The 22,049-nt window shown below is 74.2% G+C and carries 20 protein-coding genes and 2 riboswitches; of the genes, 13 read left to right on the plus strand and 7 right to left on the minus strand.

From position 1 onward, the window contains the following. Positions 1 to 423 precede the first annotated feature (423 nt). The gene (locus tag FXF65_RS07975; protein WP_148349082.1) at positions 424 to 1,029 is read left to right on the plus strand and encodes a MerR family transcriptional regulator; all 606 of its coding nucleotides are present in this window, start codon (positions 424 to 426) and stop codon (positions 1,027 to 1,029) included. Between the two features lie 326 nt (positions 1,030 to 1,355). On the opposite strand, the gene FXF65_RS07980 is transcribed toward FXF65_RS07975, so the two are convergent. Next, complete coding sequence (locus FXF65_RS07980) at positions 1,356 to 3,785, minus strand: lysylphosphatidylglycerol synthase transmembrane domain-containing protein (RefSeq protein ID WP_222868431.1); 2,430 nt, start codon at positions 3,783 to 3,785, stop codon at positions 1,356 to 1,358. A 249-nt stretch (positions 3,786 to 4,034) separates the two neighbouring features. Next, a riboswitch (glycine riboswitch) is annotated at positions 4,035 to 4,129 on the plus strand. Further along, positions 4,130 to 4,241, plus strand: a riboswitch (glycine riboswitch). It begins immediately after the preceding riboswitch. Positions 4,242 to 4,309: 68 nt separating this feature from the next. On the opposite strand from FXF65_RS07980, the gene gcvP reads away from it, so the two are divergent. Continuing rightward, positions 4,310 to 7,258 carry an aminomethyl-transferring glycine dehydrogenase gene (gene gcvP, locus FXF65_RS07985; RefSeq protein WP_148349084.1) on the plus strand — a complete coding sequence of 983 codons (2,949 nt, stop codon included), beginning with the start codon at positions 4,310 to 4,312 and terminating at the stop codon, positions 7,256 to 7,258. Between the two features lie 120 nt (positions 7,259 to 7,378). Further along, on the plus strand, positions 7,379 to 8,506 hold the full coding sequence (locus tag FXF65_RS07990; protein ID WP_148349085.1) for a tetratricopeptide repeat protein: 1,128 nt from the start codon (positions 7,379 to 7,381) through the stop codon (positions 8,504 to 8,506). Positions 8,507 to 8,540: 34 nt separating this feature from the next. On the opposite strand, the gene FXF65_RS07995 is transcribed toward FXF65_RS07990, so the two are convergent. Then, positions 8,541 to 8,966, minus strand: a complete 426-nt coding sequence (locus tag FXF65_RS07995) for a PPOX class F420-dependent oxidoreductase (RefSeq protein ID WP_148349086.1) — start codon at positions 8,964 to 8,966, stop codon at positions 8,541 to 8,543. Between the two features lie 50 nt (positions 8,967 to 9,016). Between FXF65_RS07995 and FXF65_RS08000 the strand changes: the two genes are divergently transcribed. After that, positions 9,017 to 9,670 carry an alpha/beta hydrolase family protein gene (locus tag FXF65_RS08000; RefSeq protein WP_148349087.1) on the plus strand — a complete coding sequence of 218 codons (654 nt, stop codon included), beginning with the start codon at positions 9,017 to 9,019 and terminating at the stop codon, positions 9,668 to 9,670. 114 nt (positions 9,671 to 9,784) lie between these two features. Here FXF65_RS08000 and FXF65_RS08005 read toward each other — a convergent pair whose 3' ends face one another. Then, positions 9,785 to 9,988 (minus strand): DUF5999 family protein, encoded by a 204-nt coding sequence (locus FXF65_RS08005; protein ID WP_148349088.1) that lies wholly within the window; start codon positions 9,986 to 9,988, stop codon positions 9,785 to 9,787. Between the two features lie 278 nt (positions 9,989 to 10,266). On the opposite strand from FXF65_RS08005, the gene FXF65_RS08010 reads away from it, so the two are divergent. The 3 genes from FXF65_RS08010 to FXF65_RS08020 are packed head-to-tail and all read left to right on the plus strand — an operon-like array spanning position 10,267 to position 13,161. After that, positions 10,267 to 10,995 carry a (Fe-S)-binding protein gene (locus tag FXF65_RS08010; protein WP_148349089.1) on the plus strand — a complete coding sequence of 243 codons (729 nt, stop codon included), beginning with the start codon at positions 10,267 to 10,269 and terminating at the stop codon, positions 10,993 to 10,995. Next, a complete protein-coding gene (locus FXF65_RS08015; RefSeq protein ID WP_378233465.1) occupies positions 10,992 to 12,473 on the plus strand; it encodes a lactate utilization protein B in 1,482 nt (493 codons plus the stop codon). The genes FXF65_RS08010 and FXF65_RS08015 overlap by 4 nt, the downstream gene beginning before the upstream one ends. Positions 12,474 to 12,510: 37 nt before the next feature. Continuing rightward, complete coding sequence (locus FXF65_RS08020; RefSeq protein ID WP_148349090.1) at positions 12,511 to 13,161, plus strand: LutC/YkgG family protein; 651 nt, start codon at positions 12,511 to 12,513, stop codon at positions 13,159 to 13,161. A gap of 9 nt (positions 13,162 to 13,170) precedes the next feature. On the opposite strand, the gene FXF65_RS08025 is transcribed toward FXF65_RS08020, so the two are convergent. Beyond that, a complete protein-coding gene (locus FXF65_RS08025) occupies positions 13,171 to 13,746 on the minus strand; it encodes a TetR/AcrR family transcriptional regulator C-terminal domain-containing protein (RefSeq protein ID WP_148349091.1) in 576 nt (191 codons plus the stop codon). 150 nt (positions 13,747 to 13,896) lie between these two features. On the opposite strand from FXF65_RS08025, the gene FXF65_RS08030 reads away from it, so the two are divergent. The 3 genes from FXF65_RS08030 to FXF65_RS08040 all read left to right on the plus strand — a co-directional run bounded on the left by FXF65_RS08030 (position 13,897) and on the right by FXF65_RS08040 (position 15,635). Beyond that, positions 13,897 to 14,313 (plus strand): plectin, encoded by a 417-nt coding sequence (locus FXF65_RS08030; protein WP_148349092.1) that lies wholly within the window; start codon positions 13,897 to 13,899, stop codon positions 14,311 to 14,313. Between the two features lie 281 nt (positions 14,314 to 14,594). Beyond that, on the plus strand, positions 14,595 to 15,317 hold the full coding sequence (locus FXF65_RS08035; protein ID WP_148349093.1) for a maleylpyruvate isomerase N-terminal domain-containing protein: 723 nt from the start codon (positions 14,595 to 14,597) through the stop codon (positions 15,315 to 15,317). A 69-nt stretch (positions 15,318 to 15,386) separates the two neighbouring features. Beyond that, a complete protein-coding gene (locus FXF65_RS08040; RefSeq protein WP_067886218.1) occupies positions 15,387 to 15,635 on the plus strand; it encodes a hypothetical protein in 249 nt (82 codons plus the stop codon). An 80-nt stretch (positions 15,636 to 15,715) separates the two neighbouring features. On the opposite strand, the gene FXF65_RS08045 is transcribed toward FXF65_RS08040, so the two are convergent. Further along, on the minus strand, positions 15,716 to 16,237 hold the full coding sequence (locus FXF65_RS08045) for an NUDIX domain-containing protein (RefSeq protein ID WP_148349094.1): 522 nt from the start codon (positions 16,235 to 16,237) through the stop codon (positions 15,716 to 15,718). A 248-nt stretch (positions 16,238 to 16,485) separates the two neighbouring features. After that, positions 16,486 to 17,001: a MarR family winged helix-turn-helix transcriptional regulator gene (locus tag FXF65_RS08050; RefSeq protein ID WP_148349095.1), complete on the minus strand. Its 516-nt coding sequence runs from the start codon at positions 16,999 to 17,001 to the stop codon at positions 16,486 to 16,488. A gap of 117 nt (positions 17,002 to 17,118) precedes the next feature. Between FXF65_RS08050 and FXF65_RS08055 the strand changes: the two genes are divergently transcribed. The 3 genes from FXF65_RS08055 to FXF65_RS08065 all read left to right on the plus strand — a co-directional run bounded on the left by FXF65_RS08055 (position 17,119) and on the right by FXF65_RS08065 (position 20,326). Continuing rightward, positions 17,119 to 18,102: an ATP-binding cassette domain-containing protein gene (locus FXF65_RS08055; protein WP_148349096.1), complete on the plus strand. Its 984-nt coding sequence runs from the start codon at positions 17,119 to 17,121 to the stop codon at positions 18,100 to 18,102. Positions 18,103 to 18,140: 38 nt separating this feature from the next. Continuing rightward, on the plus strand, positions 18,141 to 19,031 hold the full coding sequence (locus FXF65_RS08060; RefSeq protein WP_148349097.1) for an ABC transporter permease: 891 nt from the start codon (positions 18,141 to 18,143) through the stop codon (positions 19,029 to 19,031). A gap of 95 nt (positions 19,032 to 19,126) precedes the next feature. Then, a complete protein-coding gene (locus FXF65_RS08065) occupies positions 19,127 to 20,326 on the plus strand; it encodes an esterase-like activity of phytase family protein (RefSeq protein WP_246198414.1) in 1,200 nt (399 codons plus the stop codon). A 91-nt stretch (positions 20,327 to 20,417) separates the two neighbouring features. Here FXF65_RS08065 and FXF65_RS08070 read toward each other — a convergent pair whose 3' ends face one another. Next, complete coding sequence (locus FXF65_RS08070; protein ID WP_148349098.1) at positions 20,418 to 21,788, minus strand: RNA polymerase sigma factor; 1,371 nt, start codon at positions 21,786 to 21,788, stop codon at positions 20,418 to 20,420. Between the last annotated feature and the right edge of the window lie 261 nt (positions 21,789 to 22,049).

Raw genomic sequence — 22,049 nt, forward strand, 5'->3', positions numbered from 1 at the left:
GTACTCTCGTTTCAGCAACCTCAGCCACCACCCCGGCCACGCACGCACCTGAACCGTCGCGATCGCGGGCGAAGCCAGGTTCGAGCGAAGCGAGAACCTGATCGCGAAGCGAGCCGCAAGGCGAGCCGGAGCGATGCGGCGATCGCACAGCCTCGCGCGACGATGGAGGGCGCCCAGCGCCCGAAAGAGGAGCGCAAGGCAATGAACACGAGTGCGGGGCGATAAACACGGGTAGGAGTGGGGTTGGCTCGGAAGGTGCGAGGTTTGCCCACGTGAAGCCGGTTCATCCGGGCATGCGACGCGCCGACGATGAACGTTGACCACACCCTGACCGGCACCTACCGTGCTGGTGGAACACCCGTGGTGTAAGTCGTCAAACCCCCTTGACGAAGCGGCACGGGATGATAGAAGCCGGAGGTCCGCGTGGCGGTGAGCAGCGGCGAGGGCAAGGCGACCCCCGAGCGGCGGATGGCGTCCCAGCGCGCCGGGGAGCAGGGGCTGCTCTTCGACACGCAGGTGTCCGCGCCACCGGAGGATGTCGGCTACCGCGGCCCGACGGCGTGCGCCGCGGCGGGGATCACCTACCGGCAGCTCGACTACTGGGCCCGGACGAAGCTGGTCGAGCCGAGCGTCCGGTCGGCGCAGGGGTCGGGCAGCCAGCGGCTCTACAGCTTCCGCGACATCCTCGTCCTGAAGGTCGTGAAGCGGCTTCTCGACACCGGGGTGTCGCTGCAGCAGATCCGGACGGCGGTGTCGCACCTGCGCGACCGCGGCGTCCGCGACCTGGCGCAGATCACCCTGATGAGCGACGGCGTCAGCGTCTACGAGTGCACCTCGGCCGACGAGGTCGTCGATCTGCTGCAGGGCGGGCAGGGCGTGTTCGGCATAGCGCTCGGCCGCGTCTGGCAGGAGGTCGAGGGCAGCCTCGCCGAACTGCCCGGCGAACGCGCCGAGGCCGTCGGCGACGACTCGTCCGAGCATCCGCACGACGAGCTCGCGAACCGCCGCCGCGCCCGCCGCACCGGCTGACCCTCCACCACCTGTCTCACCCTCCCGGCTCACCCCCCCCGCACTGGCTGAGCCCCCCGGGCACCGACCGAAGCCCCGCCGCACCGGCTGACACGCACTCCGCCGGAATCCGCGCACCTGGTTGAAGCCCCGCCGCACCGGCCGGATCACACTTCACCTGAACTCGCGTATCGGTTGAAGCCCCGTCGTAGGGCCCGTCGCACCCGCATTCCGCGTCCGCTCGGCCCTCGGACACAGGCGGGTCCACGCCCGCGCCTCATGGCCCTCGCATCGGGATCAGGCCCTGCACCGGGCGGAGGCTCGCCGATCCGCGGCTGAGCGCTCGCTCAGAGGGCTTCCTTGCGTTGGAGATAGGCGAAGGCCGCCCAGCCGGGGAGCACCGGCAGCCACAGCGTCAGCAGCCGGTACAGCAGCACCGCCGACGTCGCGGTCTCCGCGGACAGGCCGGAGATCGTCAGCGCCAGCGTCAGCGCGCCCTCCACGGCCCCGAGCCCGCCGGGCGTCGGCGCGGCCGAGCCCAGCGCGTTCGCGGTGAGGAACACCACGACCACCGACGTGACCGGCAGTGAACCGCCGAACGCGCGGATCGATGCGTCCAGGCACAGGACGAACCCGACCGTCAGCAGCAGCGTTCCGCCCATCCCGGTGGTGAGCTTCTTCGGCGACTGCAGGACGTCCACGAGCCGCGGCACCACGCCGGAGAACATGCTCCGCAGCCGGGACGTCGCCTCCCGCCTGACCCGCGGCACGGTCAGCGCGAGCCCGGCGACCAGTCCCGTCGCCAGGACGGCGATGACGATCGTCCGGGACGGCGCGAGGTCCTGCGTGGCCTTGCCGCTCGACCCGGTGAGGAACCCGAACAGGACGAGCAGCAGCAGGTGCGTGACCAGCCCGACGAGCTGGGACGCGCCGACGCTCGCCACCGCGGGCCCCGGCCGCACCCCGGACCGCTGCAGGTAGCGGGTGTTGACCGCGACGCCGCCGACCGCCGCCGGGGCGACGAGCTTCACGAACGACGCGGCGAGCTGGGCGAGGACGGTCCGGCCGAGCGGCAGCCGTTCCGGGACGAACCCCATCAGCATGAGCGCCGCCGCCAGGTAGGTGAGCGCGGCACCGCCCAGCGCGGCGACCACCCAGTGCCAGCTCGCCGTGGCCGCCATGGTGCGCAGGTCGAGGCTCGCCACCTGCGGGATGACGATGTACGCCGCGATCGACAGCGCGACGATGCTGATGACCGTCCGGGGCCGGAACCGCTCCAGCCGGATCGGCGCGACCTCCGTCTCCGGCTTCAGCCGGACGATCTGCTCCCTGATCCGGGTCAGCAGCTCCCGGTCGTCCCGCAGCGCCGCCCGCGTCTCCCTCGACAGCGCGACCCGCTGCAGCAGCGGCACGGCGGCGGCGAGGGCCTCCTCGCCGAGCACCCCGGCGGCGGTGCGGACGGCGCGCTCGGCGTCCGTCCGGAGCGCGAGGGTGGTGAGGAGCTGGGCCAGGTCGAGGCGCAGCGCGAGGTCGCCCGCCGCGATCTCCCCGGCGCGCAGGTCGGTGACGTAGGCGCGGCCGTCCTCGCCGACGAGGACGGCGCCGTCCTGCAGCCGCCGGTGCGCGAGCCGCGCCGCCTGGAGGGCGCGGAACTGCCGCCACACGTCGGCGAGGAGGGCGTCGGTGATCTCCTTGTCGGGGACGTCCGCGAGCCGCCGTCCCGGCACGTGCTCGTAGGCCAGCAGGGCCGCCTCGGTGCCGACCTCGGACGTGCCGAGCAGGCGCGGGGTGCGGACGCCCGCCGCGTCCACCGCGTACGCCATCAGCGACTCCTGCTCCAGGGAGCGGCGCAGCGACCGCAGCGCCCGGCCGGTCGTCGCCGAGCGCAGCCGCAGCAGCCGCCACACCCGGTAGAGCAGCCCGGCGGTCTGCTGGTCGCGGTCCAGGACGTGGACCTCCACGTCCCAGCCGCCGTGCCGCGCCGGGGGGCGGACGCCGTGCCCGGCCGCCGGGCCGGAGCCGAGGACGACGCCGTACCGGCGGGCCTCCTCGGCGCCCTCGGCGGGCTCGTCCAGCCGCGCCGCCTTCGCCGCGCGGAGCCCGAGCCGGTCCAGCGTCGCCATGACGGCGGCGCCGGACGGCCGCGGGTTCGGGGTGCCGACCGCGTAGAGCGTCCCGTGGCCGATGGCGGTGCCGAGGAAGTAGGTGGCGGCGAGCGCGGCGACCGAGGCGTAGGAGGCGGTGAGCCCGGTCAGCGCGGCGACCCCGATCAGCGTCCAGGTCGCGGCCTGCCAGCGGAGGCGGCCCGCCATCCCGACCGCGCTGACGAACGCGATCACGGGCGCGATGTCGGTGTGCACGGGCGCGGTGGCGCTGCCGCCCCAGATCAGCGAGTCGAGGACGCCGCCCGGCGCGGCCCGCACGACGAGGTCGTCCAGGCCCACCGTGATCCCGAACGCGATCACGGCGGCGAGCAGGGCGATCGCGACGCGCGTCCCGTCCTTGCGGAGCAGCCGCTCGATCGCGAACGCGACCGGCACGGCCAGCACGCCGAAGCTGGACACGAGCGTCGCGAGGGACAGCAGCAGCCGCGGCGCGTGCGCGGTGCCCTGCGCGATGTCGGTCTGCAGGCCGTGCGTCGTCTGCTGCGCGATCGACACGAGCAGCATCACCGCGGCGAGCCCGACCACGGACGCGGCGAACCGGATGGCGTCGGACGAGCGGCGGATCCGGTCCGGCTGGGCGGGCTCGTCGACGGGCACGGCTGCCGGGGTCACGGCCGCGCCCGCCCGCGCGCCCGCCCGTGCGTCGCGCCGCGCGCCCGCCCGCGCGCCGCGCCGTCGCCCGTGTGCGTCACGCCGTACCGCCGCCCTGATCGTCCATCGTCGTGATCAGTGTCCCAGGCCCGGTCCCCCTGGTGGACGTGCACATCGTACTCGCGGGTAGAGGCGCCGAGACGCACGTCGGAGGGGGCGGGACGATCGTCGCGACCGATCTTTGGGTAGGGTTTGTCCAGGACATGCCGTCGACCCTGTGCGGGAGAGACCCCACGCGGCCAGCGTGGGGCGCCGAAGGGGCAACCTCCCCGGAACCTCTCAGGCAAAAGGACCGCTCGGGCGAGGCACCTCTGGAAAGCAGGCGCCGGTCCCCGCGGGAGGGGACGGGCGGCTCACCGAAGGGGAAACCCCGCCGCGCGGGTGAAGCTCTCAGGTGCCGATGACAGAGGGGGAGAACCGGCCGCCGGCCAGTCCCGGCGGTTCACCTGAGCGACCAGCGACCCGCAGCAGCCAGGAGGCTCTCCATGACGGCCCAGTTCTTCGCGCCCGTCGCCGCGCCGCAGCACCCGCGCGCCGCGTTCGCCGACCGGCACATCGGCCCGTCCCCGGACGACCAGGCGAGGATGCTGGCGGCCGTCGGCTACTCGGGCGTCGACGCCCTGATCGCCGACGCCGTGCCCGCCGCGATCCGCACCGGCCGGCCGCTGGACCTGCCGCCCGCGCTGAGCGAGAGCGCCGCGCTGGACCGGCTCCGCGAGCTCGCCGCCCGCAACACGGTCCTCACCTCGATGATCGGGCTCGGCTACCACGGCACGACCACGCCGGGCGTGATCATGCGGAACGTGCTGGAGAACCCGGGCTGGTACACCGCCTACACCCCCTACCAGCCGGAGATCTCGCAGGGCCGGCTCGAGGCCCTGCTGAACTTCCAGACCGTCGTCAGCGACCTGACGGGCCTGCCGGTGGCGAACGCGTCCATGCTGGACGAGGCCACCGCCGCCGCCGAGGGCATGGCCCTCGCGCACCGGGTGTCCAAGCGCGGGTCAGGCGATCGCAGCGAAGCAAGGAAGCCTGACCCGCACTCCGGGGGTCTGGGGGGCGCCACCCAGAAGGACACGGAGCCTGGCACGTTCCTGGTGGACGCCGACGCGCTGCCGCAGACGGTCGAGGTCGTGCGGACGCGGGCCGTTCCGCTCGGCATCGAGGTCGTCGTCGCGGACCTGTCCGGCGGGCTGCCGGACGGCGACTTCTTCGGCGTGCTGCTGCAGTACCCGGGCGCGTCCGGGGCCGTCCGCGACCTGGAGCCGGTGATCGCGCAGGCGCACGAGCGCGGTGCGCAGGCGGTCGTCGCCGCCGACCTGCTCGCGCTGACGCTGCTGCGCCCGCCGGGGGAGTCCGGCGCCGACATCGCGGTGGGCTCGGCCCAGCGGTTCGGCGTCCCGTACGGGTTCGGCGGCCCGCACGCCGGATACATGGCGGTCCGCGACGGCATCCAGCGGCAGCTCCCCGGCCGCCTCGTCGGCGTGTCCGTCGACGCGGACGGCGCGCCCGCGCACCGGCTCGCGCTGCAGACCCGCGAGCAGCACATCCGGCGGGAGAAGGCCACCAGCAACATCTGCACCGCGCAGGTCCTGCTCGCGGTGATGGCGAGCATGTACGCCGTCTACCACGGCCCGGACGGGCTCGCCGCGATCGCGCAGCGCACGCACCGCCGCGCCGCCGAGATCGCGGCCGGGCTCCGCGCCGGGGGAGTGGACGTCGTGCACGGCGCGTTCTTCGACACCGTCCTCGCCCGCGTCCCCGGCCGCGCGGCGGAGGTCGTCGCGGCCGCCCGCGAGCGCCGCGTCAACCTCCGCCCGGTGGACGCCGACCACGTCGCCGTCGCCTGCGACGAGACGACGCTGCCCGTGCACGTCACCGCCGTCCTGGAGGCGTTCGGCGCCGCGCCCGCCGCCGAGACCCCCGTCGAGGCGATCCCGGACGACCTGCGCCGCGAGAGCCCCTACCTGACCCACCCGGTGTTCCACGCGCACCGCTCCGAGACCGCGATGCTGCGCTACCTGCGCCGCCTCCAGGACCGCGACGTCGCGCTCGACCGGTCCATGATCCCGCTCGGGTCCTGCACGATGAAGCTGAACGCCACCGCCGAGATGGAGCCGGTCACCTGGCCGGAGTTCGCGAACATCCACCCGTTCGCGCCGGTCGACCAGGCCGCCGGGTACGTCGAGCTGATCGGCGAGCTGGAGGACGCGCTCGCCGAGATCACCGGGTACGCGAAGGTGTCCGTCCAGCCGAACGCCGGGTCGCAGGGCGAGCTGGCCGGGCTGCTCGCCATCCGCGGCTACCACGCCTCGCGCGGCGACGAGCGCCGGGACGTGTGCCTGATCCCGTCGTCCGCGCACGGCACCAACGCCGCCAGCGCCGTCATGGCCGGGATGCGCGTCGTCGTCGTGAAGTGCGACGAGGGCGGCAACGTCGACCTCGACGACCTGCACGCCAAGATCGGGCGGCACGGCGACCGGCTCGCCGCGATCATGGTGACGTACCCGTCCACGCACGGGGTGTTCGAGGAGACGATCACCGACGTGTGCGCGGCCGTGCACGACGCGGGCGGCCAGGTCTACGTCGACGGCGCCAACCTCAACGCGCTCGTCGGGCTGGCCCGTCCCGGCGAGTTCGGGTCGGACGTGTCGCACCTCAACCTGCACAAGACGTTCTGCATCCCGCACGGCGGCGGCGGGCCGGGCGTCGGCCCGATCGGCGTCCGCGAGCACCTGGCCCCGTTCCTGCCGAACCACCCGCTGCGCGCCGAGGCGGGCCCGGACACCGGCGTCGGCCCGATCTCCGCCGCGCCCTGGGGCTCGGCGGGCATCCTGCCGATCTCCTGGGCCTACATCGCCATGATGGGACCGGACGGCCTCCGCGCCGCCACCGAGGGCGCGATCGTCGCGGCCAACTACCTCGCCGCCCGGCTCGGCCCGCACTACCCGATCCTCTACACCGGGCGGAACGGGCTCGTCGCGCACGAGTGCATCGCCGACCTCCGCAAGATCACCAAGGAGACCGGGATCACCGCCGAGGACGTCGCGAAGCGCCTCATCGACTACGGCTTCCACGCCCCGACCCTGTCGTTCCCGGTGGCCGGGACGCTGATGATCGAGCCGACCGAGTCGGAGGACCTCACCGAGCTCGACCGGTTCTGCGACGCGATGATCGAGATCCGCCGCGAGATCCAGCGCGTCGCCGACGGCGGCTACGACCGCGCGGACAACCCCCTCAAGAACGCCCCGCACACCGCCGCCTGCCTGCTCTCCGACGACTGGAAGCACGCCTACACCCGCGAGGAGGCCGCCTACCCGCTGCCCGCCCTCCGCGAGGACAAGTACTGGCCGCCCGTCCGCCGCGTCGACCAGGCACACGGCGACCGCAACCTGGTCTGCTCCTGCCCGCCCCCCGAGGCGTTCGAGGACTGAGGACCGGGGACGCGGGATCGAGGGCTGAGGGTCGCCCCTCGGGGGCGGCGCACCCGCTAGGCTCGGGCGCGACCCGACCCCCGTGAGGGCAGCGCGTCCCCGACCCCAGAGGGCAGATCGATGAGCGAGTCCCCGGAGCCGGACCTCGACCCCGCACAGGTGTGCGAGGAGGCTCGGAAGCTGGCCGAGAACGGCGAGGCCGAGCGGGCGGCGGCGTTGTTCGGGAAGGTGCTCGCGCTCGGCGACACGCCGTGCCGGGCGCGGGCGGCGCTCGGGCTCGCGGTCGTCCTCGACGACGCCGGGGACGTGGCCGGGGCCCGCGAGGCCGACCGGGCGGCGATCGCCACCGGCGACCCCGAGTACGGGCCGCGCGCCGCCTACCACCTGGCGCTCACGCACGAGCGGGCCGGCGAGCAGGCGGAGGCGGCGCCCGCGTGGCGGGTCGTGGTCGACTTCGGCAACCCGGCCTACCTGCCGCCCGCCCACCTGGCCCTCGCCCGGATCGCCGACGACGCCGGCGACTTCGAGGAGGCGCGCGGCCACTGGGAGGCCGTGCTCGGCACGGGCGACGCCGAGTACGGCCCGCCCGCCGCGCACGACCTCGCCGAGCGGCTGCTGGAGCGCGGCGAGCCCGCGCGGGCGCAGCGCGTCCTGACCGCCGGGCTCCGGCTGGTCGACCGCGCCGCCGCGCCGTACGCGTACGCGCGGCTCGCGGTCGCGCTCGGCATCGCCTGCCTCGACCAGGCGATCGGCGCGTTCGACGCGGCCCTCGGGCAGGACCCGTCCGACCCGGAGGTCGGGCCGCTCGCCACCGAGCTGCTCGCCCGGACGCTGCCGCTGCGCGGGCGCGGCGGCGAGGCGTCCGAGGTGTGGCGGCGCGGCCTCGCCGACCCGGGGACGGCCGCGCAGGTCCGGGCCCGGCTCCGCCGCGACTTCGGCGGCGAGGAGGACGACGCCGACCCCGCCGACCTGTGGTGGGAGCCCGTCGTCGAGCAGGCCGTCGCGGACGGGACGCTGCCCGCCCTCGCGGGCGACGCGTTCGGCGCGCTCGACCACATGTACGCGCTGCTCGCCGTCCGGGACGCGGGCGGCGCCGACGCCGGGGAGCGGCCGAAGGGCGACGCGGACGAGGCGCTCGGCCGGGCGGTGCGCGTCCCGGGCGGCTACGCCTGGGGCCCCCTGCTGCAGGAGAGCTTCGCCGAACGCCTCCGCCTCGCCATGGACGCCCCCGACCGCACCGACACCTGACCGGCGCCCTCGCGGTCGTGCCGGACGGCGGGGATCAGTCGGTGATGCCGCGTTCGGCGACGACCTTCGTGACGCGGGCGCGGACGAGGTACTCGGTCGGGACGGCGTTGCGCGCCCCGAACTCCTCGGCGCGGTCGGCGCCCATGTAGCGGCCGCCGATGACGGTGGCCCAGCGGCGCATCTCGTCCAGGTCCTCGACGAGGGACGCCTCGGCCCGCATCATCACGTACGAGTAGGGCGGGGTCTGGTCGTCCACGCAGATGGACACGCGCGGGTCGCGCGCCAGGGCGCGGCCCTTGACGGTCGCGCGGGCGGTGTTGAACAGCACGTCGTCGCCGTCGAGGACGAACCAGACCGGCGTGACGTGCGGCGTCCCGTCCGCGGCGGTGACGGCCGCCTTGCCGGTGCGGGTGCCCGCCATGACGAACGCGCGCCATTCGGCGTCTGTCATTCGCTCCATCCGCCCAGTCTGCCGCAAAGATCATCTGGGCGGCCCGCTACCGTGGGCGGATGGGCAGGCGGACGAAGCTGGTGACGGCGCACGGCCCGGCCGAGGCGGCCGTGGACGCCGTGGACGACCCGGCGTTCCTGCTGGTCCTCACGCACGGCTCGAACGGCGGCGTGGACGCGGCCGACCTGCTCGCCGTCCGGGAGGCGGCGCTCGGCCTCGGCGGCGCGGTCGCGCGGGTGACGCAGCCGTTCCGGCTCGCCGGGCGGCGCGCGCCGGGCTCGGCGGTGAAGCAGGACGAGGCGTGGCTGCAGGTCGTCGCGAAGCTGCGGCGGCGGTTCCGGGACGTCCCGCTCGTCCAGGGCGGGCGGAGCAACGGTGCGCGGGTCGCGTGCCGGACGGCGTCGGCCGCGGGCGCCGTCGGCGTGGTCGCGCTGGCGTTCCCGCTGCACCCGCCGGGCCGTCCCGAGAAGACGCGGGTGGACGAGCTGCGCGGCGCGGGCGTGGAGGTGCTCGTCGTCAACGGCGACCGGGACCCGTTCGGGGTGCCGGACACGGCGGACGCCGCGGAGGTCGTCGTGCTGGCGGGGGAGCGGCACGACTTGAACCGCGACCCCGCCGCTGTCGGACGGGCGGCGGAGCCGTGGCTGCGGCGATGGGCGGGACCCGCAGCGGGGTTGGGGGCGGCCCGTCCGGTGCGGACGGGCGGCCGGTGAGGGTCTTCGGCCCGGGCCCGGTAGGGGCCCGGAGTCCTGGGACGGATGGGCGGGACAGGTGGGCGTTGCCCCCGAGGATGATCACCCGTTTGAACTAGTCCCCCGTGGACGTGTTCAAGCGGCGGACGGAGTCAGTGGATCCGTCGGCCGGTGCGGTGCGATGACTTCCCCGTCGGGCAGCAGCTCACCGGTGTCCTCGAAGAGCACGACGCCGTTGCACAGCAGGCTCCACCCCTGCTCGGGGTGGGAGGCCAGCGTCCGTGCGGCGTCGCGGTCGGGCTCGTCGTGCGAGGGACATGGCGGCTGGTGCGGGCACATCGTGTGCCTCCGGTCTCATGCAACTGGTAGGTCGCGTACTTCCTTGTCTGACGCACCCCAGTGTGGAACGGTTCGTACCCGTCGGCTATAGCCCGTTGGGACGGTTGTCCGTTGGTACCGGAGTACCGGAGGCTGTGACCCGCCTCACCCCGAAGTGCCGGTAACCTCAGCGTCCCCGCCGCGCGACAACGGACGGAGAACGACACGCCGTCGCCGGGTGAAACCCCTACGATGTTCCGTGGGAACGGGCTTTGCGAGGCGCGGGGGGAGTGAGGCCGGTGCGGGTCGCCCTGTCCGTCGCCTGCTTCGACGACGCGCTGTTCCCCGACACCGGGAAGGCCGTGACCGCCCTGCTGGAGCGGCTCGGGCACGAGGTCGAGTACCCGCCGGGCCAGACGTGCTGCGGGCAGGTCCACTGGACGACCGGCTACCACCGCGAGGCCGCGGCGCTCGCCCGCGCGTACGCGGCGCTGTTCGAGGGCGCGGCGGCGGTGGTGGCGCCGTCGGCGTCGTGCGCGGCGGCCGTCCGCGACTCCTATCCGCGGTTGGCCCGCGCCGCCCGCGACCCGGCCCTCGCCCGCGCCGCCGAGGGCCTCGCCGTCTACGAGCTGACCGAGTTCCTGGTGGACGTCCTCGGCGTGACCGACGTCGGCGCGTACTTCCCGCACCGGGTGACCTACCACCCGTCCTGCCAGGCCGCGCGGGTGCTCGGCGTCGGCGACCGCCCGCTGCGGCTGCTGCGCGCGGTGCGCGGCCTCGACCTGGTCGAGCTGCCCGCGGCGGGGGAGTGCTGCGGGTTCGGCGGCGCGTTCGCGATGAAGAACTCCGACGTGTCGGTCGCGATGGTGGCCGACAAGGTCCGGCACGTCCGCGACACGGGCGCCGACGTGGTGTGCGCGGTCGACAACTCGTGCCTGGCGCACATCGGGGGCGCGTTGTCGCGGCTGCGCGGCGGCGTCCGGACGATGCACCTGGCCGAGATCCTCGCCGCGACGGGGCCGGCGTGACGGCCTCCTCCCGGCGGACGACCGAGTCCTCCGCCGGGACGAGGCCCGGCGGCGGTCCGGTGCCGCTGCCGACGCCGAAGTTCGCGAGCGCCGCGCGGTCCGCGCTGGCCGACACTGGTCTGCGCCGCAACCTGCGCGGCGCGACCGCCGAGGCGCGGGCGCGGACGTCCGCCGCCACCGCCGAGGCCGCCGACTGGGACGCCCTCCGCGAGGCGGGCCGCGCGATCGGGGACGCGACGCTCCTCAACCTCGACGTCCACCTGGAGGAGCTGGAGCGCGGGGTGACCGGGGCGGGCGGCGTCGTCCACTGGGCGGTCGACGCGGCCGAGGCGCGCGAGGTCGTCACCGGCCTGGTGCGGGCGTCCGGCGCGAAGGAGGTCGTGAAGGCGTCGTCGGCGACGCTCCGGGAGATCGGGCTGGACGCCGCGCTGGCCCGCGCCGGGGTGACCGCGTACGAGACGGCGATCGCCGACCTCGTCGTCGGGGTCGGCGGGGACGAGCCGTCCCACCTGCTGTCGCCCGCGCTGCACCGCGACCGCGCGGAGATCGCCGAGCTGTTCCGGCGGACGCTGCCCGCCGCCGCCGACCTCGGCGACGACCCGGCCGGGCTGGCCGCCGCCGCCCGCGCCCACCTGCGCGACCGGCTGCTGCGCGCCCGCGTCGCGGTGACCGGCGCGAACTTCCTCGTCGCCGAGACCGGGACGCCGGTGGTGCTGGAGTCCGAGGGCAACGCGCGGATGTGCCTGTCCCTGCCGGACACGCTGATCACCGTCGCGGGCATCGACAAGGTCGTCCCGGCGTGGGCCGACCTGGAGGTGTTCCTGCAGCTGCTGCCGCGGGCGGCGGGCGCGGGTCCGATGACCCCGTACGCCGCGTCGTGGCCGGGCGTGACGCCGGGCGACGGGCCACGCGCGTTCCATCTCGTCCTGGTCGACAACGGGCGCACGCGGGCCCTCGCCGACGAGGTCGGGCGCGCCGCGCTGCGCTGCGTCCGCTGCTCGGCCTGCGTGAACGTGTGCCCCGTCTACGAGCGGACGGGCGGCCGCGCGTACGGGCCGGTGTACCCGGGGCCGATCGGCGCGATCCTCACCCCGCAGCTGCGCGGCGTGGAGAGCGCGGCCGACGCCTCGCTGCCGTACGCGTCGACGCTGTGCGGCGCGTGCGCCGACGTCTGCCCGGTGAAGATCGACATTCCGGGGGTGCTGGTGCACCTGCGGGGCGCGGTGGTGGAGTCGCGGCGGCGGCGGCCCGTCCCGACGCCGGAGCTGGCGCTGATGCGCGGGCTCGCCTGGACGATGGGCGACGCCCGCCGCTACGAGACCGCGCTGCGCCGGAGCACCCGGTGGGCGCGGCTGCTGTCGCGCGGCGGCCGGATCCGCCGGCTGCCCGGCCTGCTCGGCAAGTGGACGGAGGCCCGCGACCTGCCCGCGCCGCCCGCCGAGAGCTTCCGCGCCTGGTGGGCCCGGAGGCGGCCGTGACGGCGCGCGTGCCCGCGAGTGCGCTGGCGGGGCGGTCGTGACCGGGGGCGGTTCGCGCGCCGAGGTGCTGCGCCGGGTGCGGGAGGCGCTCGGCGGGTCGCGCGGCACGAGCCCGCCCGTCCCGCGCGGCTACGACCGGACGCTGCCCGAGGCCGAGGCGGCGACCAGGGCGGACGTCGTCGCGCTGTTCAGCGAACGGGTCGCCGCCAACCGGGCGGCGGTGCGGCACGTCAGCGCGGACGAACTCGGCACCGCCGTCGCCGCCGCGCTGTGGGGGCGCGAGGTGAAGCAGATCGTCGTCCCCGCCGATCTGCCGTACGGGTGGCTGGCGGAGCTGGAGGGCGTCCGCGCGCTGGCCGACGCGCCCGCGCTCGACGCCGAGGCGCTCGGCGCGGTGGACGGCGTGGTCACCGGCTGCGCGGCGGCCGTCGCGCGGACCGGCACCGTGATCCTTGACGGCGGCCGCGCGCAGGGCAGGCGGGCGCTCACCGCCGTCCCCGGCTACCACCTGTGCGTGGTGCACGCCGACCAGATCGTCGGGACGGTGCCGGAGGCGGTGCGGCGGCTCGACCCGTCCCGGCCGCTGACGTGGATCAGCGGCCCGTCGGCGACGCACGCGATCGAGATGGTCCGGGTGGAGGGCGGGCACGGCCCCCTGCACCTGGAGATCCTCGTCGTCGAGGACTGAGCCGCCGGGCTACTGGACGCTCCTCAGGACGAGTTCGAGCCCGGCGTCGAAGCGGTCGTCCCAGTTCACGGCGCGGTCGGCGCCGTCCTCGGCGGTGCCGCGGACCTCCAGGGCGGCGTGCCCGATGACGTAGCCGAGGAGGGTGTGCGCGGCGACGGCGGCGGTCTCCTCGCGGACGCCGCCGCGGCGCAGCACCTCGCGCAGCGACGTGACCGTGGTGACGAGCGCGGCGGGGTTGCGGCGGGTGACGACGAGCGGGAGGACGCCCGCGTGCGCGAGCAGGCGCGTCCGGTAGCCGCGGGCCCAGCCGCGCAGGACGTCCTGCCAGCCGGCCTGCAGCGCGACGGCGCCGGTGTCGGCGGGCGCGGACGCGACGTGCGCGACGAGCCCGTCCAGGAGCTGCTCCTTGCCGCGGGGGAGGTGGTGGTAGATCGCCATCGCCTCCACCTCCAGGGCGTCGCCGAGGCGGCGCATGGTGAGCCGGGCGAGGCCCTGGCCGTCGACGATGCGCAGCGCCGCGTCGATGATCCGCTCGGTGGACAGCGGCGCGCGGTGCTGGGCGTTGATGCTCGGTTGCCTGACCATAGTGAGCATGGACCTTACTACGTAAAGGGCCGGGGCGGGGTGTCCGCCGTCACGACACGCCGCGCCGCCGCGTACCCTTTCCTCGTCCGGACGATTTCGCCGACCACAACGCCGACCGACCGCAAGGCCGACCGCCGAAGGAGTACCGCCATGCCGCTGGGCCGCCGGGTGAGCAAGGACGTCGCCGAGCCGTACGAGGCCGACCGGCGACTCGCCGCCGAGTACGACGAGCGGCTCGCGGCGGCCGGGGACGCCGAGCGGGAGCTGCGGGAGGCGCAGGGCGCGCAGACGCCCGAGCCGCGCCTGCGGGAGCTGACCGCGGCGTTCGACCAGGCGCTCACCGCGGTGCTCGCCGCCGCCGAGGCGGCCGAGCGGGTCGAGATGGGCCCGAAGGCGTACGCCACGGACGAGCAGGACGCGAAGGCCCGCCGCGCCGCGGAGATCGCCGCCCGCAAGGCCAGGGCGCGCCCGGCCGTCCGCCCGTGGACGGACGAGGTCGACCGCCTGCGCACCGCCCGCGAGGCGCACCGGCTCAGCTTCCGCACGCAGCCGACCGTCGTCATCTGACCCAGGCCGTTCCGGGGGGCGTGCGGGGCCGTCCCCCGCGGTGTGACGGGCATTTCCGGGAGATGCGGGGGGTCGTCCTCCCACGGTGAGCCGTGACCGGTCCGGTCCGCCGACCTGTGCCGACACAGCGTCGCCGGGTGGCACCGGGCACGGAACTTTGAGAGTCTGCCCTCTCGGGGGAGCGTCGGGGGGCGCCGCGCCGCGTGCCGCAGGAGCGCGCCGCGCGCGGCCGCGTCCCGGCGGAGGGGGCACATCGTGCTCTGGACGCGGGGGGAAGTCACGTGGAGCGCACGCCGCCGGATCGTGGCCGGGTGATCGAGTCCTACCAGGACGGGGTGGGGGCGATCCGGGCGCTGGCGGAGCAGGCCGGCGACTGGGACGCGCCGACGCCCTGCGCGGACTGGCGGCTGATCGACCTCGCCGGGCATCTGCGGTGCGTCGCGGAGAACTTCCTGGAGTACCTGCAGGACGCGCCCGACAGCCGGCTGGCGAAGCTGTTCGCGCAGGACGCCGCGTCCGCGGTGCTGATCAGGCAGCAGGCCAGGCAGAACGCGGCGGAGCTCGCGGTGCTGCCGGCGGAGCCGGGTCCGGCCCGGATCATGGCGTTCGGGGTGTCGGCGGGCGCGTACGCCGACCTGATGGCGGACATGTGGGACCGGACGCACCTGATCTACAAGGGCACGAAGTACACGGTCGGCGACCACGCGGGCGCGGCGTGCGTGGAGTGGCACCTGCACGCCTGGGACATGGCCCGCGCGATCGGCACGCGGTACCGCCCGCGCGACCCCGACCTGCTGGTGTCGGCGTGGCACTGGGGCGTCCCGCACCTGCCGCTGGAGTCGGGGGACTCGTGGGAGGCGGTGCTGCGATCCTCGGGCCGCTCGCCGCGCTGGCCCGACCCGGGCGAGAACGCGGGCCGGACGCGGGGACGCCGCGCGGGCCGCGCCGCGGCCAGGGGCTCGGCGACCATTCCGGGTGGTTCCGCGGGCAAGCCGGTCAGATGAGGGTGGTGGGACGCGGCGGACGGGGTAGGGGAGTGTTCGCGACGCGGCGGGGGAACGGAGATCGGATCGATGGCGACCTGCGAGGTCTGCGGCAACGACTACGACATGACCTTCGAGGTGCACGCGCAGGGTCAGGTGCACACGTTCGACTCGTTCGAGTGCGCGGTCACGCGGATGGCGCCGGTGTGCGAGAACTGCGGGTGCCGCATCATGGGGCACGGCGTGGACGTGAACGGGCACTGGTACTGCTGCGCGCACTGCGCCCGGATGGTCGATCCCGAGCGGGGGCGGCAGGCCAAGGACGCCGTTCTCGCCTGACCGTCGAGCGGCCCTGAGCGTCTAGCGGGCCTGGCCGTCGAACGGCTCGACCGTGCCGTCGGCCCGGTCGTTCGCGCGGGTCAGGGGACGTCGCGGTACGCGAGCGCGGCGGACAGGTCGGCGCCGAAGGGCTGCGCCGCGCCGTCCTCCAGGTAGACGGCGCGTCCGGTGGCCATGGCGTGCAGGCTCGGCCCCATCCGCCGGGACACGTGCGGCGGCGCCAGCTCGGGGATCTTCTCCGGCGCGACGAGGATGTGGTCGGACAGCTCGTCGGGCGGCAGCCGGATCGCGGCGATCTCCTCGCCGGTGATCGTCCCGCCGAACACGAAGACGTTGACGGCGTCGACGCCGTCGTCGCGCGGAGGGCCCCAGTCGACGCAGGCGAGGCCGTCCAGGCGGGGGACGAGGCCGAGCTCCTCGGTGCACTCGCGCACGCATGCCGCCAGCGGGGACTCGTCGGTCTCGATGACCCCGCCGGGCAGGTACCAGCCCTCGCTGTAGGTGGGCTTGACCAGCAGGACCCGCCCGAGGTCGTCCAGCAGCAGGGCCGCCGCGGCGCCGCGGGAGCGCGGCAGTGAGGCGTAGTAAGCAAGGTCGGGCATGTACCGAGGTTAGGCGCGATCATGGGCGTCCGAGCCGGGCGGGGTGGGGGTGTGGGCCGCATCCTTCCAAGAGATCGACAAGGCACCGCGAATCCGTTCGGAGATCCGGGCAATGGTGACGAAAGGTCCCTAACGCAGATCGACAACGCTTGACACGCGATCGTCAATGCGGAAGGGACGAAACGTGCTTTATCTTCGGGCCGCATCGGGGAGGCGGCGAAGTGCCAGGTCCGGGGCGTAGTAGCGGGCTATCGGCCGGCGTGCGAGCCGCGTCCGCCGGTCTCGGCGCGGGTGTCATGGCCCGGCGGGCACGGTCCGGGCGCGCCGAACCTCGTGTCGTGGTGGGCGAGGACCCGCAGGATCAGGTCCTTGAACAGGCGGACCTCGTCCGGGGACAGCGGCTCGAACAGGACCTCGTTGAGCTGCTCGCGGTCGGCGAGGGCCTCGCCGAGCGCGAGCCTGCCGTCCTCGGTGGCGTCCAGGGCGTAGCGGCGGCGGTCCTCGGGGTCCCGGCGGCGCGAGACGTGCCCGGCCTCCTCCAGCGCGTCGACGATGCCGACCAGGTCGCCGGGGTCCATCCGCAGCTCGGCGGCGACCTCGCGCTGCGACATCGGCCCGAGCCGGGCGACGCACGCGAGGACGAGCATGTGCGGCAGCCGCAGCCGTCCGGGGAACATGCGGACCGAGGTGCGCCGGGCGAGTCGCATCAGCTCGAACATCAGATAGGTGGCCGAGTCGCGCATCGGGTCGGGCCGGTCGTCCACGTCCCCCTCCCTCGGGATTCGGTTGGCATGTCCTTTTTCTCTTGACCTGAGAGATAGGCTATCCCTACCGTTGGTTAGTCCACAAATGTGGGCCGGTGCGACCCGGAGGGAGACCGGATGCCGGACGGGGGACCGGCCGTCGAGGTCGACGGCCTGATCAAGCGCTTCGGGGACGTGGAGGCCGTGCGCGGCATCGGCTTCACCGTCCGTCCCGGGGAGATCTTCGGCTTCCTGGGCCCGAACGGCGCCGGCAAGTCCACCACGATCAACATGCTGTGCACGCTGCTGAAGCCGTCCGGCGGGCGGGCGCTGGTCGGCGGGTACGACGTGGTGTCCGAGCGCGACGCGGTGCGCCGCAACATCGGCCTGGTGTTCCAGGACACGACGCTCGACGGCTACCTGTCCGGCGAGCAGAACCTACGTTTCCACGCCGAGCTGTACGGCGTGCCGAGGGGGGTCACCGCCGACCGGATCCGGCAGGTGCTGGAGATGGTCGGCCTGTGGGACCGGCGCTCCGACCTGGTGCAGACCTACTCCGGCGGGATGAAGCGGCGCCTGGAGATCGCGCGCGGCCTGCTGCACTCCCCGCGGGTGCTGTTCCTGGACGAGCCGACCGTCGGCCTCGACCCGCAGACCCGCGCGTCCATCTGGGACTACATCCGCCAGCTCAAGGACGCCGAAGAGATCACGATCTTCATGACGACCCACTACATGGACGAGGCCGAGTTCTGCGACCGCATCGCGATCATGGAGTCGGGGCGGATCGTCGCGCTGGACACCCCCGAGGCGCTCAAGGCGGGCGTCGGCGAGGACCGGGTCCGCATCCAGACCGCCGACGACGAGGCCGCGATCGCCGCGATCAAGGAGCGGTTCGACCTGGAGGCGGTCGTGTCGGAGGGCGCGGTGGCGTTCTCGGTGGCGTCGGGGGAGGCGTTCGTGCCGCGGCTGTTCGCTGAGCTCGGCGTGCCGATCCGGTCGGTGAGCGTGTCCCGGCCCTCCCTGGACGACGTGTTCATGTCCTTCACCGGTTCGACGATCCGCGACGCCGAGGCCGGTGCGGGCGACCGCATGCGCAGCGCGATGCGCGCGATGCGGCGCTAGGCCCAGACAGGCTCAGACAGGCGAGGAGAAGAGAGACGATGGCGAGTTCGGTCAAGACCGCCGCTCCGGTCGCCGACGTGGTCCGCGTCCGGGTGCCGGAGCCGGGGCTGCGGCAGGACGTGCGCGCGGTGCGGATCGTCCTGCACCGGGAGCTGATCCGGTTCTGGCGCGACAAGCTGCGGATGGTGTCGGGGCTGGTCCAGCCGGTGCTGTGGCTGCTGGTCATGGGCACCGGGCTGTCGAACCTGATGGCGAGCGGCGGCGGTGCGCACGGCGACATCGATCTGAAGACGTTCATCTTCCCGGGCGTGTGCGCGATGTCGGTGATGTTCACCGCGATGTTCTCCGCCGGGTCGATCGTGTGGGACCGCGAGTTCGGGTTCCTGCGCGAGATGCTGGTCGCGCCGGTCAGCCGCAGCGCGATCGTCATCGGGAAGTGCATCGGCGGCGCGCTCGTCGCGACGCTGCAGGGCGCGGTGATCGTGTCGCTGGCGGGGCTGGCGGGCGTCCCCTACGACCCGGTGCTGCTGGTGGAGCTGCTCGGCCTGATGTTCATCGGCGCGTTCGCGCTGACCGGGTTCGGCGTGATGATGGCCGCGCGGATCAAGCAGATGCAGTCGTTCTTCGGCCTGATGCAGATGGCCATGATGCCGATGATGTTCCTGTCCGGGGCGCTGTACCCGCTGAACGGGCTGCCGACGTGGCTGACCGTCCTGACCCGGTTCAATCCGCTCACCTACGCCGTCGACCCGCTGCGCCAGGCGGTGTTCCGCCACCTGGACCTGACGCCCGCGCTCCAGCGGACGTTCAACCCGGGCGTGACGTGGAACGGCTGGGTCGTCCCGGTGTGGCTGGAGATCGTCATCGTGCTGTGCATGGGCTTCGGGCTGATGGGCGTCGCCATCATCGAGTTCCGCCACGCCGACTGACACTCTGTGAGATCCGCCCGTCACCGCTCGTGATGCTGAATACTGGGCTGGCTACTTTCGGCGTCGGCTCGGATTCGAAGGGTGATGGTATCCAGGTGAACGGGTATCGGGCGATGTGGCGTGGGACGGCGGCCGTGGCGGCGGTCGTCGCGGCGATGACCGTCCCCGCGACGGCGGACGGACGGGCGGCCCACGCCGCCCCCGCGGCGCGGGCGGCGGACGCGGGGCCGGGGCTGCGGATCACGCGGTTCCTGGGGGAGCGGACCCTCCCGCACATGATGAAGTTCGAGGGCACGACCGTCGGCGGCCTGTCGGGCATCGACCGCGACCCCCGCACCGGGACGTGGTACATGATCTCCGACGACCGCTGGCGCTACGATCCGGCCCGCTTCTACACCGGGAGCGTCGACATCGATCCGCGCACCGGCGCGTTCTCCGGCGTCCGGATCAGCGGCGTCTCGACGCTGCGGCGCGCGGACGGCACCCCCTACCCGGCGTTCGGGCAGCCCGAGTCCGCCGACCCGGAGAGCATCCGCTACGACCCGGGATCGGAACGGGTCGTGTGGGGCAACGAGGGCGACCGTCCGGACGAGACCCACGCGGGCATTCCGGTGTCCGACCTGTCGGTGCGGTGGGCGGGGCGCGACGGCGCCTATCACGGTGAGCTGACCGTCCCGCCGAACCTGAAGCAGACCGGCGAGCATCGCGGGCCCCGCCGCAACTTCGGGTTCGAGGGCGTCACCCTCACCCGTGACGGCGTCGCCGCGATGGCCGAGGGCCCGCGCTACGAGGACGGCGACCCGCCGTCCGCCCGGCACGGCGCGCTCGCCCGGCTCACGCTGTGGGACCGGTCGGGGCGGGCGCGGGCGCAGTACGCCTACCCGGTCGACCGGCTCGCGGCGGCGCCCGTCCCGGCGGACGGCGGCGCCGACAGCGGCGTGTCGGAGATCCTCGCCGCGGGGCGCCACCGGTTCCTGGCGCTGGAGCGGTCGTGGATCGAGGGCGTCGGCTACAAGGCGAGGCTGTACGAGTTCGACACGCGCGGCGCGTCCGACGTCCTCGGCCGCGACTCGCTCGCCCGCGGTGCCGGGTACCGGGCGGTCTCCAAGCGGCTCGTCGCCGACCTCGGCCGCTTCGGCGGGACGACCCAGAACCTGGAGTCGATGAGCTGGGGGCCGCGGCTGCGCTCGGGTGAGTGCACGCTGGTGGTCGGGTCGGACGACAACTTCGACTCGCGGGAGGTCACGCAGTTCCTGGCGTTCGCCGTGGACGGCTGCCGCTCCGCGCCCCGCTGAACCTGCCCGCTGCTGACCCGCGGACCGCAGATGGGAAAGGCCCGCTGGACCGGTACCGGTCCAGCGGGCCTTTCCGCGGTTCAGGCGCGTGTCAGACGGCGAAGTCGAGCAGCGGGCTCGCGTTGCTCGGGTGCCGCAGCTTGGACAGCGACTCCTTCTCCAGCTGCCGGATCCGCTCGCGGGTCAGCCCGAGCGCCTTGCCGATCTCGTCGAGGGTGCGGGGCGTCCCGTCGTACAGCCCGAACCGCATCGCCATGATCTTGGCCTCGCGCGGCGACAGGATGTCGAGGGTGCGGCGCAGCTGGTCGGCCATGAGCTGCCGGTCGACCAGCTCGGACGCCTCGGGGGAGTCGGTGTCCTCGATGAGGTCGCCGATCCGGGTCTCGCCGTCCTCGCCGATGGTGGAGTCCAGGCTGATCGGCTGGCGGCTGGTGCGCAGCAGCTCGCGGACCTGCTCGGGGCTCTTGTCGAGCTCGGCGGCCAGCTCCTCGGGGGTGGGCTCGCGGCCGAGGCGCTGGTGCATGTCGCGCTCGACGCGGCTGAGCTTGCTCAGCATCTCCAGGACGTGGACGGGCAGCCGGATCGTCCGCGCCGAGTCGGCGAACCCGCGCTGGATCGCCTGCCGGATCCACCACATCGCGTAGGTGGAGAACTTGTAGCCCTTGGAGTAGTCGAACTTCTCCACGGCGCGGATCAGGCCGAGGTTGCCCTCCTGGACGACGTCCAGCAGCGACAGGCCCCGGTCGGAGTACTTCTTGGCGACCGACACCACGAGCCGGAGGTTGGCCTCCAGCATGTGCGCCTTGGCGCGGCGGCCGTCGGCGGCGACCCATTCCAGGTCGAGGCGGGCGCCGGGGGAGAGGTCGTCGCTCTCCAGCTTGTGCTCGGCGTACAGGCCGGCCTCGATGCGCTTGGCGAGGTCGACCTCCTGCTCGGCGGTGAGGAGCTGGCGGCGTCCGATGGCCTTGAGGTAGGTGTGGACGGAGTCGCCCATGGCGGTGGACTGGTCGTCCAGGTCGGCCACGGTGTCGGCGGCCTCGACCTCGGTGACCTCGAACCCGTCGTCGTCGGGGGACGCGTCGTCCTCGTCGCGGCTCCTCGCCGGGGGCTTCTCGGCGGCGGACCTGCCCGTCGTCTTGCCCGCGCTCTTGCGGGTCTTGGCGCTCTTGGCGGGGGTGCGCCGGGCGGTGCCGGGCGTCGCCTGGGCGGTGTCGCCGCCGTCGTGCTCGGCGGCCGCGGCCATCTTGCGGACGGTGTCGGCCTCCCCGGCCAGGCTGATCCCCGCCTCGGACAGCTCGCGTAGGATGGAGCGGCCCTGCGCCGGGCTGAGGCCGGCCGATTCGAAGGCCCCCCGCACCTCGTCGAGCGAGAGGCGCCCTTGGGCGCGGCCACGCTTCAGGAGGTCGTCGAGCGCGGGGCCCGGCGACTCCGTGAGCGGGGTCTCTACGGCGCTTCGCGGCATGGGGACACCCCCCTCCCTTCGGTGGTGTGAGTGCGGCGCGGATTGTGTTCGCTCGTGGCGCACGCACTTAACGGAACGTCGCAGAGCCGGTCTGTTGTTCCCGGCGCCGGGGGATCGGCGTCCCGATGGGGATCGCGGAGGAGCGATCCAGTGGATCGTGGTGCCCGAGTCGGGGCGTTTCACACCGCCGTCTCACACGCCGTCCCGGACAGGACTCACCTTACTGCGTAAAGGCCGTGGGCGTTGGCGATTCTCCCGAGA

This window comes from Actinomadura syzygii (assembly GCF_008085905.1).
GTDB classification, from domain to species: Bacteria; Actinomycetota; Actinomycetes; order Streptosporangiales; family Streptosporangiaceae; genus Spirillospora; species Spirillospora syzygii.